Source organism: Sinomonas gamaensis, assembly GCF_005876955.1.
GTDB lineage: Bacteria > Actinomycetota > Actinomycetes > Actinomycetales > Micrococcaceae > Sinomonas > Sinomonas gamaensis.
Genome location: NZ_SSCL01000003.1, coordinates 414,539 through 426,675 on the forward strand (window position 1 = coordinate 414,539; position 12,137 = coordinate 426,675).

Annotated in this window: 10 protein-coding genes, 2 tRNA genes and 1 pseudogene; 2 read left to right on the plus strand and 11 right to left on the minus strand. The window is 68.0% G+C overall.

From position 1 onward, the window contains the following. Positions 1–9: 9 nt before the first annotated feature. The 11 genes from E5679_RS06765 to E5679_RS06815 all read right to left on the minus strand — a co-directional run bounded on the left by E5679_RS06765 (position 10) and on the right by E5679_RS06815 (position 10,801). Entirely contained in the window at positions 10–1,056 is a 1,047-nt protein-coding gene (locus E5679_RS06765; RefSeq protein WP_138414288.1) for an acyltransferase family protein, read from the minus strand. Between the two features lie 63 nt (positions 1,057–1,119). Continuing rightward, the gene (locus E5679_RS06770) at positions 1,120–1,656 is read right to left on the minus strand and encodes an SGNH/GDSL hydrolase family protein (protein ID WP_171042266.1); all 537 of its coding nucleotides are present in this window, start codon (positions 1,654–1,656) and stop codon (positions 1,120–1,122) included. A gap of 154 nt (positions 1,657–1,810) precedes the next feature. Next, positions 1,811–1,884, minus strand: a tRNA-Met gene (locus tag E5679_RS06775). Between the two features lie 4 nt (positions 1,885–1,888). Further along, positions 1,889–1,960 (minus strand) — tRNA-Thr (locus tag E5679_RS06780). 181 nt (positions 1,961–2,141) lie between these two features. Further along, positions 2,142–4,091 carry a DEAD/DEAH box helicase gene (locus E5679_RS06785; protein WP_138414290.1) on the minus strand — a complete coding sequence of 650 codons (1,950 nt, stop codon included), beginning with the start codon at positions 4,089–4,091 and terminating at the stop codon, positions 2,142–2,144. 306 nt (positions 4,092–4,397) lie between these two features. Further along, a complete protein-coding gene (locus tag E5679_RS06790; protein WP_138414291.1) occupies positions 4,398–5,045 on the minus strand; it encodes an MOSC domain-containing protein in 648 nt (215 codons plus the stop codon). Positions 5,046–5,082: 37 nt separating this feature from the next. Next, the gene (locus E5679_RS06795; RefSeq protein WP_138414292.1) at positions 5,083–5,757 is read right to left on the minus strand and encodes a response regulator; all 675 of its coding nucleotides are present in this window, start codon (positions 5,755–5,757) and stop codon (positions 5,083–5,085) included. After that, positions 5,754–7,235 carry a sensor histidine kinase gene (locus E5679_RS06800; RefSeq protein ID WP_138414293.1) on the minus strand — a complete coding sequence of 494 codons (1,482 nt, stop codon included), beginning with the start codon at positions 7,233–7,235 and terminating at the stop codon, positions 5,754–5,756. Before E5679_RS06800 ends, E5679_RS06795 begins: the two co-directional genes overlap by 4 nt. A 45-nt stretch (positions 7,236–7,280) precedes the next feature. Then, positions 7,281–8,219: a cytochrome b/b6 domain-containing protein gene (locus E5679_RS06805; RefSeq protein ID WP_138414294.1), complete on the minus strand. Its 939-nt coding sequence runs from the start codon at positions 8,217–8,219 to the stop codon at positions 7,281–7,283. Between the two features lie 29 nt (positions 8,220–8,248). After that, entirely contained in the window at positions 8,249–9,409 is a 1,161-nt protein-coding gene (locus E5679_RS06810) for a cystathionine gamma-synthase (protein WP_138414295.1), read from the minus strand. Positions 9,410–9,415: 6 nt separating this feature from the next. Further along, positions 9,416–10,801, minus strand: coding sequence for a cystathionine beta-synthase (locus E5679_RS06815; protein WP_138414296.1), 1,386 nt, complete (start codon positions 10,799–10,801; stop codon positions 9,416–9,418). 149 nt (positions 10,802–10,950) lie between these two features. Here E5679_RS06815 and E5679_RS06820 point away from each other — a divergent pair, with 149 nt between their 5' ends. Together E5679_RS06820 and E5679_RS06825 are read left to right on the plus strand one after the other, a co-directional pair. Further along, complete coding sequence (locus E5679_RS06820) at positions 10,951–11,565, plus strand: DUF6318 family protein (protein ID WP_171042267.1); 615 nt, start codon at positions 10,951–10,953, stop codon at positions 11,563–11,565. After that, positions 11,562–12,137, plus strand: a pseudogene (locus E5679_RS06825) (hypothetical protein); the annotation flags it as partial. The gene E5679_RS06820 and the pseudogene E5679_RS06825, both read left to right, overlap by 4 nt.

Sequence of the window (12,137 nt, forward strand, 5' to 3'; positions counted from 1 at the left end):
ATCCATAGATCAGGCGGGAATCCACCTGGTCATCTTAGAGCGCAGGCGCGACGTGACCGGTCGCGTGGCCCAGTGCGCCGCCACGGCGAGCGCAAAAGAGAGCGGCAGCGCGAACCAGCCCACTTCGAGCCAGTCCGAGCGGTTCAGAACGCCGAACAGGCACAGCACCGGGTAGTGCCAGAGGTAGAGCTCGTAGCTGATGCGCCCCACATAGGCCATGGGCTCCATGGCCAGAATGCGGTGGAGGGCGCCCTGAGGTCCGCGCGTGATGGCAACGATCAGCAGGAGCGTGCCCCCGACGGAGATGACCACGTCCAAGGTCGAGAACGGCGCAACCGAGGAATGCAGCACCCCGAACGCCACCAGCGCGAGGCCCGCGGGACCAAACCAGCGGCCCGGCGTGAACGACGATCCGCGAAGGAACAGCGCGAGCGCGCAGCCCGCCATGAGGCCGCCTGCCCGCAGGATGAAGGAGACCTCGCCGGTCCTCGCCTCGGCGAGGAAGGCACCCGCGATGAGGACGACGGCGGCCGCGGACGCCGCGATGAGAGCCCGCCGACGGGCTCGCCTCAGCAGGAGCAGCAGGACGGGCGGCCAGACGAAGTAGAACCACTCCTCCACGCCCAGGGACCACGTGTGCTCGTAGGGCGAGAGCGACGTCAGCCCCGATTCCGCCCCGACGGGCATCAGATAGAACAGCGAGAGCCCCGACCCGGTCGTAGCGGTGTTGATCCCCATCGTGATGGCGATGGGGACGAAGACCACGGCGAGCATCAGCAGCAGAGGCGGGTACAGGCGGATGGCGCGGCGAAGGTAGAACCTGCGGAAGGATACCCTCCCTGACGCCTCGTGCTCCTCGAGGAGGAGGCTCGTGATGAGGAAGCCGGAGAGCACGAAGAAGACGTCCACGCCTCCGGCTCCGCCGAAGTGGGCTGGCATGACCCCGTGGTAGACGGCGACCAGGGCGATGGCCAGAGCACGGAGCCCGTCGAGGGCCGGAACGTAGCCGAGGCGGGCAGGGCGAATCTGCTGAGGTAACGCTTTAGTAACGGTCATCGGTGTGCCAGTGTAGCCGCCTCACGTGAGTGACCTTCCCAGAAAGGGGGCAGCCAAACGGGATCAGCGAATCAGGGCCGCCTGAAAAGCCTTCCCCAAAGCCTCCGCTCCCGCCTCGGTCGGATGCACGCCATCGATCGACATCCCGGGGGCATAGACAGCGCCCGCCCGCAGGCTCGACGGCGCGTCGATCCAGTCCCAGCCCCGCGAGAGGACGAAGGCATGCAGAGTCACGTTGAACGCGGCCGTCGCGGTGGGAGCGCTGTCCCGGGGAGGGATCGCTGAGACGACAACCCGCGGGGCGCCGATTCCGGCAACGATGCGGTTCAGGTCCGCGGCGGTCTCGGAGAAGGGCAAGCCCTGGGCCAGGTCGTTCGTTCCCGCAAGAATCACCAGCACGTCTGCCTTCACGGGACGGATGCTCTGCGCCATGCGCAGCGTCGTGGCCCCGCCGGCGGCCCACCCGCCCGCGAACAGGAGCTTCCGCGATCTGGCGTAGGTCACCCAGGACAGCGTCCCGGTGAACCCGTCACTGAAGGCCGGGCTGTTCCCCACCGTGATCGAATCGCCAACTGCCACAAAACGGGTGACGGAGAACATCGTGACTGCCGAGGAAGGCGCTCGCGCTTGAGATGCGGTCGCGCACGCTGAGAGGCACAGGACGACCACCAGCGCCAACAACAGGCCCGAATTCGTGCGCCGCACGCTGCGAGGATACGACAAAGGCCCCGGAAAAAACCGGGGCCTTAGGCCGTAGCGGTGCCGGGACTCGATCCCGGGACCTCACGATTATGAGTCGTGCGCTCTAACCAGCTGAGCTACACCGCCAGAGAGCCCCCCACGGGAATCGATCCCGTGACCTCCATCTTACCAAGATGGCGCTCTACCACTGAGCTAGGGGGGCAACAGACAGATACTTTACCGGACCCGGAACCCTTCGGCCAAATCGAAGAAAGGGTCCGGCTGCACCCCCCAGCAGGCTGCAGCCGGACCCATGCCCACCCCAAATCCATAGTCACACGACACGACGAAGATGTCACTAGCGTGTGACAAATTTGTCAATCTCGTCGGAGGGGCGGACCGAATCAGCCCCGGCTGCCGCCGAATCGACGCGCCCCGCCATCGGACGCAGTCCGACGCGAGCCGCCGAAGCCTCCCCGCGAACCGCGGTCGCCCCAGTCGCCGCGACGCTCGCGACCGCCGCCGAAGCCGCCACGGCCACCCCAGTCGCCGTCGCGAGGACCGCGGTCACGATCGCGTCCACCACGGGGCCCGCCCCGGAAGCCGCGGTCATCGCCGTCGCGGGCGGGCCGGCCGCCCTTGTCGAGCTCAAGCCGGATGAGCTCGCCGCCAATCCGCGTCTTCGACAGTGCCTTCCACTGCTCGCTCGAGAGCTCCGAGGGGAGCTCCACGAGGGAGAAGTCCGAACGGATGTCGATCCCGCCGATCTCGCTCGAGTTGAAGCCGCCCTCATTGGCGAGTGCACCGACGATTGAGCCGGGCTGCACCCGCTGGCGGCGGCCAACGGCGATGCGGTAGGTCGCGCTTCCCTCGGACGGGCCACGCGAGCCGCGGCCGCCCTGGCCGCGGTCGCCACGGCCTTCACGGCCGCCGTCGCGCCCGCCGCGCTTTGCGAAGTCGGGAACCGGGAGCTCCTCGACGAGGAACGGAGCGTCGCCCTGGACCATGACCGCGAGCGCGGCCGCGATCTCGGCGGCGGGCACGTTGTGCTCCGCCTCGTAGGACGCGATGAGATCGCGGAACAGCGAGACGTCCTCCGACTCGAGCGTCTCCGTGATCTGGTCCGCGAACTTGCTCATGCGCAGCGAGTTGACCGTCTCCGCCGTCGGCAGGGACATCTGCTCGACAGCCTGATGGGTCGCCTTCTCGATCGCGCGCAGGAGGTACTTCTCCCGCGGCGTCATGAAGAGGATGGCGTCACCCTTGCGCCCGGCGCGGCCCGTGCGGCCGATCCGGTGGACGTAGCTCTCCGTGTCGTGCGGGATGTCGTAGTTCACGACGTGGCTGATGCGCTCCACGTCGAGGCCACGCGCCGCGACGTCGGTGGCGACAAGGATGTCGATCTTGCCTTCGCGCAGCGCCTCAACAGTGCGCTCGCGCTGGGCCTGCGCGATGTCGCCGTTGATCGCCGCCGCCTGGAAGCCCCGGGCCTTGAGCTTGTCGGCGAGGTCCTCGGTGGCCATCTTGGTGCGCACGAAGGCGATGACGCCGTCGAAATCCTCGACCTCAAGGATGCGGGTCAGCGCATCGAGCTTGTGGGAGCCGACCACCTGCACGTACCGCTGGCGGATGTTGGTCCCGGTGGTGGTCTTCGACTTGACCGTGACCTCTTCGGGATCGTTGAGGTACTGCTTCGACATGCGGCGGATCTGCGACGGCATGGTGGCCGAGAAGAGCGCCACCTGACGACCCTCCGGGGTCTCCTGGAATATCTTCTCGACGTCGTCCGCGAAGCCCATCCGCAGCATCTCGTCGGCCTCGTCGAGCACGAGGTACTGGAGGTCCGAGAGGTCGAGCGAGCCCTTCTCGAGGTGGTCGATCACGCGGCCGGGGGTGCCGACCACGACCTGCGCCCCACGGCGAAGGCCCGCAAGCTGCGGACCGTAGGCGGAACCGCCGTAGACCGGGAGGACCGTGAAGTCCTCGAGGTGCTTCGCGTACGAGGTGAAGGCCTCGGCCACCTGAAGCGCGAGCTCACGGGTCGGGGCAAGCACGAGAGCCTGCGTGGAGCGCGAGGGCCCGTTCTGGTCGTGGAGCTCGGCGAGCCGGGACAGGGCGGGAACAGCGAACGCCGCGGTCTTGCCCGTTCCGGTCTGTGCAAGGCCGACGACGTCGCGGCCCTCGAGCAGGAGCGGGATCGTGGCCGCCTGGATGGGGGACGGCTTCTCGTAGCCGACCTCGCGGAGCGCCGCGAGCACACGATCGTCGATGCCGAGGTCGGTGAAGAGAACTTCGTTCTCGTCACGCTGCGGCTGCTCGGCTGCGGGCATAGGTGTTTCAAGGGTTTCAGACATAGAGAAGTCCTCCAGTCGGGGAGCCTCAGTGGCTCGTCGGTCAGGTACCGAAGCCCGGCGCTGTCTCAATCCCTGGCAGGACTTCTCGCTGTCTTCGGCGCCACACGCGCACCGTCAGCGTTTACTTCAGCCGGCTCCCCTATGAAACTGCCCGCCCCGCGGGCCCCAACACGCACTACTCCTGCCTCAAGAATTGGGCAGGAAGAGGGAATCCGGCGCAGTGGGGGATACATCTATACTACAGGACGCACGACGGCGACCTGCCGCCGTCGTCGGTCATCGCCCCGTGAGCTTGGGCACAGGAAGCTATTCGCCGGCGAGCGTCCGCTCGATATAGGGGCGGATCTCCGCCGCGAGCCGGATGGAGCCCTCGGCCTCGGCGTCAAGCAGGGCCTCGGCCCGCTCGCGCGTGGGGTCGGCCAGCCACTCCCCCACGCGGACGCCATGGTCGGGGACGTGCTCCACGCTGAACGGCTCGCCGGCCTCGAGGTCGCCTGGGGTGATGACGCGCAGGTAGGCGCCTGAGAGTCCCGAATCCCGGAAGCGCCTGACCCAGCCGTCCTCGCCGACGCGGCGGGCAAACGTCGCGCACGGCACGCGGGGCATGGTCACTTCGAGCACGGTCCCTCCCGGGAAGCGCCACCGCTCCCCGATCACGGCCTTGCTCGCGGTGTAGCCAGCCACTCGCAGATTCTCGCCGAAGTACCCCGGCGGGATCTCGCGGCCGAGCACCCCGGCCCAGAGCCCGGCGTCGTCCTCCGAGTAGGCATACACCGCCTTGTTCTCGCCGCCGTGGTTCGCACGGTCAGCCTGCACGTCGCCGTGGAGTCCCAACCTCCGCACCCGCACCGGCCCCTCGACCGGCCGCTTGTCGATCGCGGTGACGCCAACGGCGCCGGTGTCCGGAAGGAGCTGCTGGACGCGGCAGACGGCGAGAATGCTGGGGGTCTTCATGGCCCACAGCGTAGCCGAGGACTCCCATAGTGCGGGCTCACGGATCGAACCGGTAGCCGATGCCGGCCTCGGTCCTCAGATGCCGGGGATTCGACGGATCCCGTTCCAGCTTGCGCCTCAGCTGGGCCATGTAGACCCGCAGGTACTGCGCTTCCTTCGCGTAAGCCGGCCCCCAGACCTGGGTCAGAAGCTCGCGCTGCGTCACGAGCGTTCCGGGCTGGCGCACCAGTAGGGCCAGAATGCTCCACTCGGTGGGGGTGAGGCGGACGTTCTTGCCGTCGCGAACCACTCTGCGCGCGGCCAGGTCCACGCTGAACTCGGCGGTCTGGACGCGGGGCGGCTCGGGCCGGACCGTCCCCCGCCGCGCCGCGGCACGGAGCCGGGCCAGGAGCTCCTCGAGCCCGAACGGCTTGGTGACGTAGTCGTCGGCTCCTGCGTCGAGAGCCTCGACCTTGTCCTCCGCCGCGTGCCGCGCCGAGAGCACGATGATCGGGACGGTGGTCCATTCGCGCAGCCGTCGGATCACGGCCACGCCGTCCATGCCGGGGAGCCCGAGGTCCAGGACCACGATGTCCGGCGGAGTCGCCGCCGCAGACTCGAGCGCGCCCTCGCCGGAAGACACGGTGACGGCCTCGTAGCCGTGGACGCGCAGGTTGATCTGAAGAGCCCGCGCGATCTGGGCCTCGTCCTCGACCACGAGCACGCGGGTCATGCCGCCCCACCGTCCGCCGCGAGAGGCAGGATCACGCGCATCGTCAGGCCACCGCCAGGAGTCTCCTCGGCCACGATCTGTCCACCCATCGCCTCGGCGAAACCCTTCGCCACTGCCAACCCGAGGCCGATTCCCCCGCCATGGCCCCCCGCGTCGCCCGGGTGCTGGAACGGGCGGAAGGCCTCGGCGATCCGCTCGGCGGGAATCCCGCCTCCATGGTCGACGACGCGCAGCTCGCTGGTTTGATGCCCGTCGGTCCCCGCACTCTGGCGCACGTCGATTTCGACGGTCGATTGCGGTGCGTGCTTGAGCGCGTTCTCCACGAGGTTCGCGACCACCCGCTCGAGCAGCACGGGATCGGCCTCGACTGCCGGAGCTGCCTCCGGCACACGGACCTCGACCCGAGCACCGGCCGGCCACGGGGGCAACGCTTCGCCCCAGTGCACGGCGCGCAGGAGGGGCGTGACGCTGTCGGCCGAAATGCGCGACATGTCCAGCAGGTTCCCCACCAGAACGGAGAGGCGGTCCGTGTAGTCCTCGATCGTGGCGAGGAGCTCAGCCTGCTCCTCCGGAACGAAGTCCACGCCCGGCTGGCGGAGGCTGCTCACGCTCAGTTTGATGCCGGAGAGCGGGGTGCGCAGGTCGTGGGAGACCGCCCTGAGGATCGACGTGCGAATCGAGTTGCCCTCCTCGAGGCGGCGGTTGTCCTCGCGGCTCGACGCGAGCTGGCGCCCCTGGCGGATGGCCACGAGATAGGCGCCGAAGGCCTCCATCATGCGCCGCTCCGCTGGCTCAAGGGCCCGGCCTCCGGCGAGGAGGGTGTAGTGCTCATCGGCGACCACGACGTCGTCGGCCGCGGCCGGGGTGACGGGAGGCGCCTCGCCGGCGCTTGCGGCTACCTCCCACCCCGGACTGACCTCCCGCGGAGTCCCCGGTTCACGCCGGTCCAACAGCGTCACGGCGCGGAGGCCGAGCGCGGCGCGGACCCGCTCCAGGAACTCCCCTACGCTGCCGCCCGAGCCGAGGATTCCGCGGGCGAGTTCGGCCATGGCCCGGGCGTCCGCCTGCGCGCGGCTCGCCTGCTCGAAGCGCCGCGTCGCCGCACCGACCGCGAGGCCTACGGCGCACGCCACGGCAAGGAAGATCACGAGTTCGCCCACGACCTGGGGATCCGCAATCACGAAAGTCCCCACGGGCTCCACGGAGTAGTAATTCAGAAGCAGAGAGCCGACCACCGCCGCCACCGCTGCCGGCCAGAGCCCGCCGACCACCGCGACGACGACGGCGGCGGCGAGCTGGAGCAGCATCGTCATGGAGAAGTTGTGGTACCCGGTCAGGACCACGGCCGCCTCCACAGCGGCGGGCAACAGCAGCGCGAGGGCGAGCCCGAGGAATGTCCGACGGCGGTCCAGCACACCCAGCTCGGACAGCCCGAGCCGGTGCTCGCGGGCCGGGAGGAGGGGGGCGCGCTGGGCCATGGCACCATGCTGTCACACAGCGCCAGCGCAGACTTGAGCCGTGGCTCAGTTGCGCGTCACAGACCCCATGAGAGACGCGACGGGACGCAGGAACAGCGGGCGGGCGAGGAACCACGCCGCGACGATGACGACCACAGCGGCGGCGAAGAATGCGAACCCGAGCCAGCTTTCGCCGTCGTTCGCGGCGAACATGTGATTGAGGTTTCGCAGCGCGCCCGTGGTGAGCACCAGGAACACGTGCACGATCACGAACGCCACGAAGTAGATCGCAATCGGGAAGTGCATCCGGCGGGCCGCTTCGATCGGGTACGCCTTGTTGAGGCGCGGAGCCTTGGCCGGCCACGCGCCGGACATGCGCAGTCCGGTGAGGATCGCGAGCGGCGCGGCGATGAAGACGGTCACAAAGTAGGCCAGCAACTGGAGCGCGTTGTAGTTCACCCAGCCGTCCTCGAGCGGCCAATCCAGCGACGCATACTGGATGGCCACGGAGACCGCGTGCGGGAACACGTCCCAACTCGTCGGGACGACGCGCTTCCACTGCCCGGTGGAGAACAGCAGGATCACGTAGATGAGCCCGTTGAGCACCCAGAGGACATCGAGCGAGAGGTGAAACCAGAGGTCGAGGCTGATCTTCTTCGGCTGCCCCTTTGTCTTCACGAGGCCCTTGTTGTTGCGCTTCCAGTAGCCCTGGGGCCGGGTCGTGTACCTGACCTGCAGGCCAGACCGCACGATCAGCACGATGAAGAACATGTTGAAGAAGTGGGACCAGTTCAGCCACGCGGGCAGTCCCGTCGGCGTGTCACCAGGGAGCGTCGCATGGCCGGGGTAGGTCGCGATGAACTGCGAGACGCCCGTGGTGCTGCGCAGCCACTTGGCGAGCAGCACCACGATGGCGAGGACCACGATCGCAGCAACCGCGATCACAACGGGCTTGAACCAAGGCGCTTTGGTCCAAGCGGGGGCGGTCGACGGCGACGACGGCATCGTGGGGGTGGTCCTCTCGTTCGGGGGGATCAGAGCGCGCCGATGGCCTGGTCGAGGTCGGCGATGAGGTCGTCCGCGTCCTCGATGCCCACCGAGAGGCGCACGAGGTTCTCAGGAACCGCCAGCTCGGTGCCCTTCACGGACGCATGGGTCATCTCGGACGGGTAGTTCATGAGCGATTCGATGCCGCCGAGCGACTCGGCCAGCGTGAACAGGGTCGTGGACTCCGCGACCTTGCGCGCTGCCGCCTCCCCGCCCGAGAACTGCACCGAGATCATGCCGCCGAAGCGCCGCATCTGCCTCGCCGCGAGCTCGTGCCCCGGGTGGTCCGGGAGGCCCGGATACAGCACCTTCTCGACGCCCGGGCGGCCCACAAGCCACTCGGCGATCTTCTGCGCGTTGTCCGAGTGGCGTTCCATGCGCACACCGAGCGTCTTGAGACCGCGGGTGGTGAGGAAGGCGTCCATCGGACCCGATACCGCGCCCACCGCGAACTGCACGAAGCCGATCTTCTCGGCCAGCTCGTCATCATTGAGGACGACGGCGCCGCCCACCACATCCGAATGCCCGCCGATGTACTTGGTCGTCGAGTGGACGACGACGTCGGCGCCCAAGGCGAGCGGGTTCTGAAGGTAAGGCGACGCGAAGGTGTTGTCGACGACCAGGAGGGCACCGCCGTCGTGCGCGACCTCGGCGAGGGCGGCGATGTCGGTGATTTTCATCAACGGGTTGGAGGGGGTCTCCACCCACACGAGGCGGGCACCGTCGCTCACAGCCGAGCGAACGCCGTCGAGCACCGACATGTCGACGGGCTTATTCTGGATGCCCCAGCCGCCCAGCACCCGGTTGATCAGGCGGTAGGTTCCGCCGTAAGCGTCGTTGCCGAGGACGATGCGGTCGCCAGGGGTGCAGAGAGCACGAATGAGACCATCCTCGGCGGCGAGGCCCGAGCCGAACGAGAAGGCGTGCTTGCCGCCCTCAAGCGCGGCGAGCTGCTCCTGCAGCGCATCGCGGGTCGGGTTGCCGCCGCGGCCGTATTCGTAGCCCGAGCGCAGCCCGCCGATCCCGTCCTGGGCATAGGTCGAGCTGAAGTGCAGCGGCGGGACGACCGCGCCCGTGCGCGGCTCGAACTCCTGCCCAGCGTGGACGGCGCGGGTGTTGAAGCCTTGGTTGGTCTCGCTCACTTGCAGCTCTCCTTACTTGTTGAGGTTCGCGAGCAGGTCGTGCCGCGTGACGATGCCGATCGGCGCCCCGACGAACGTCACCATGAGGGCATCCGCCTCGGTGAGCATCTCTCGCGCCGTCGCCTGGCTCTCGAGCGAGCCGATGACCGGCAGGCGATCGCCCATGTGCTCCGAGATCTTGTCGGTGAGCTTCGCCTCGCCCTTGAACAGCTTGGCCGACAGCGCGCGCTCGTCGACCGCCCCCAGGACCTCCCCCATGACCACGGGCGGCTCGTTCGAAAGGACCGGAAGGTGGCTCACGCCGTACTCCGTCATGATGTCGATGACCTCGCGCACCGTCTCGTTCGGGTGCGTGTGCACCAGATCCGGGAGCTTGCCGTCCTTGCCCTTGAGGATGTCCCCGACAGTCGCCTCAGATTCGCCCGGCAGGAAGCCGAACGAACGCATCCAGTCATCGCTGAAGATCTTCGCGAGATAGCCGCGGCCGCTGTCCGGAAGGACGACGACGACGATCGCCGACTCGGGCAGGTCCTTCGCCGCGCGCAGGGCCGCCACGACCGCCATGCCGGACGAGCCTCCGACGAGGAGACCCTCCTCCCTCGCCAGACGGCGGGTCATCGCGAACGAGTCCGCGTCGCTGACCGCGAGGACTTCGTCCGGAATCGCCTTGTCGTAGTTCGCGGGCCACATGTCCTCGCCGACGCCCTCGACGAAATACGGCCTCCCCGAGCCGCCCGAATACACCGAGCCCTCGGGGTCCGCGCCGATGACCTTGACCTGGCCGCCCTCAGACTCGGGTCGGTCCTTCGAGACGTCCTTCAGGAAGCGACCGGTCCCGGTAATCGTGCCGCCAGTGCCTGCGCCGATGACGACGTGCGTGATCTTGCCGTCCGTATCCGCCCAGATCTCGGGGCCGGTGGTCTCGTAGTGGCTCGCGGGCGCGCCCGGGTTGGAGAACTGGTCGGGCTTGAACGCACCGGGGATCTCGCGGACCAACCGGTCCGAGACCCCGTAATAGGACTGAGGCGAGTCGGGCGGCACCGCCGTTGGCGTCACCACGACCTCGGCCCCGTAAGCCTCAAGGACGGCGCGCTTCTCCTCGCCCACCTTGTCCGGCACCACGAAGATGCACTTGTAGCCCTTCTGCTGCCCGACGAGGGCGAGGCCGACTCCCGTGTTGCCGCTCGTGGGCTCCACGATCGTCCCGCCCGGCTGGAGGCGCCCGCTGCGCTCGGCCTCCTCGATCATCTTGAGGGCGATCCGGTCCTTGATGGACCCACCCGGGTTGAGGTACTCGAGCTTCACCAAGACGGTTGCCTTGATGCCCTCGGTCACCTTGTGGAGCTTGACCAGGGGTGTATGGCCGATGAGCTCGACGACGGAGTTGGCGTATTTCACGCCCCCAACTCTAGCTGTTGGGTGCCGCGGGGCGGTGTTCGCGAGACTCCGCTTGACATGGATTCGCGTGGCCCCGAGGCAGGGGCCTCTCAGTGGTCGAGGGACGTTGCTACGCTCCGACGACACGCACTGACTCTTGGGGGATGTCAATGGCGCTTCGCCGCTGCCTTCGCTTGTTCCTGACCGTTCTTGTTCTGGTCCTTCTGCTGGCATTGAACGCCTGCGCGGTGGAGTCCCCGGCCTCATCAGCGGCCCCTTCGGCCACTGCTGCCGCCCCACCGACCACCGATCCACGCCCCACCCCAGCTAGTTCCAAAGGCCCCGCACGGAATCTCCCGCGCCCTGTTCTGCCCGAGTCCGCGAAGCAGAACACCAAGGAGGGCTTCGAAGCGTTCACGCAGTACTGGTTCGACACCATCAGGTATGCACGAGAGACCGGGGACGTAACGCCGCTCAAAGAAGCGTCGCAGAAATCATGCAAGATGTGCCAATTTCAAATCGACAAGGCATCTCAGATTCACGCAAACGGAGGCTGGTCCGTTGGCCCGGTGAGAGCGGTCAGAGACTTTCAGGCGGACATGATCCTTGATCCCAATAAGAACGTGATCGCCTACTTTGTTCTGGAGGAATCCGGCTCAATCAATTACTCCAAGGATGGATCTGTACTTACTCGGCATGCCGCCGGCACCGCCGAGGGAGCCCAGGTTGTCTACGCCCACTTCGACGGAACAAAGTGGACAATTGCCGAGGCTGGCCGAGCATGAGAGCGCTGGTCTTTTCGTTGGCGATTGTGCTCTCCGCCCTCTCGGACCGCGATCTCACCGAAATCGGCGGGGAGTGGAGCGGTGAGTCGGCGCAGGTGCATGCGAAATCCGACGGCAGGGTGAGGGCCGAGTTTCCGCCTTTGCCGGCGGGTGTGGTTGATCCTTATTCGTATTCGTATGGGCATGCGTGCCTGTCGGATGCGGTGGGCTTCGGGGATTCGCAGTCGTGCGGGGCGGCGAGGGCGGCGTGCCGGGAGCGGCCCGAGGGGATGCTGGTGAACTGGTACCGGCAGCTGGGCGGGTCCGAGCCGGAGCGGCTGGAGTCGGGGTGCCTGTATCCGGGGGTGGCGCCGGGGCGGCCGGGGGGCGGGGCGGTGGTGGCGGTGACGGAGGCGCAGCTGCGGCAGCTGCCGATCGCCCCGGCGGGCCTGGGCCTGCAGCCGGGCCGGCACACCCTGAGGGGGGCGGAGACGAACGTCTACGCCGAGTCCGGGCCGCAGTCCTTCCGCACCACGGTCCTGGGCCGGGCGGTGGAGGTGCGGGTCGCGCCCGTGGAGCACCGCTTCGACTAC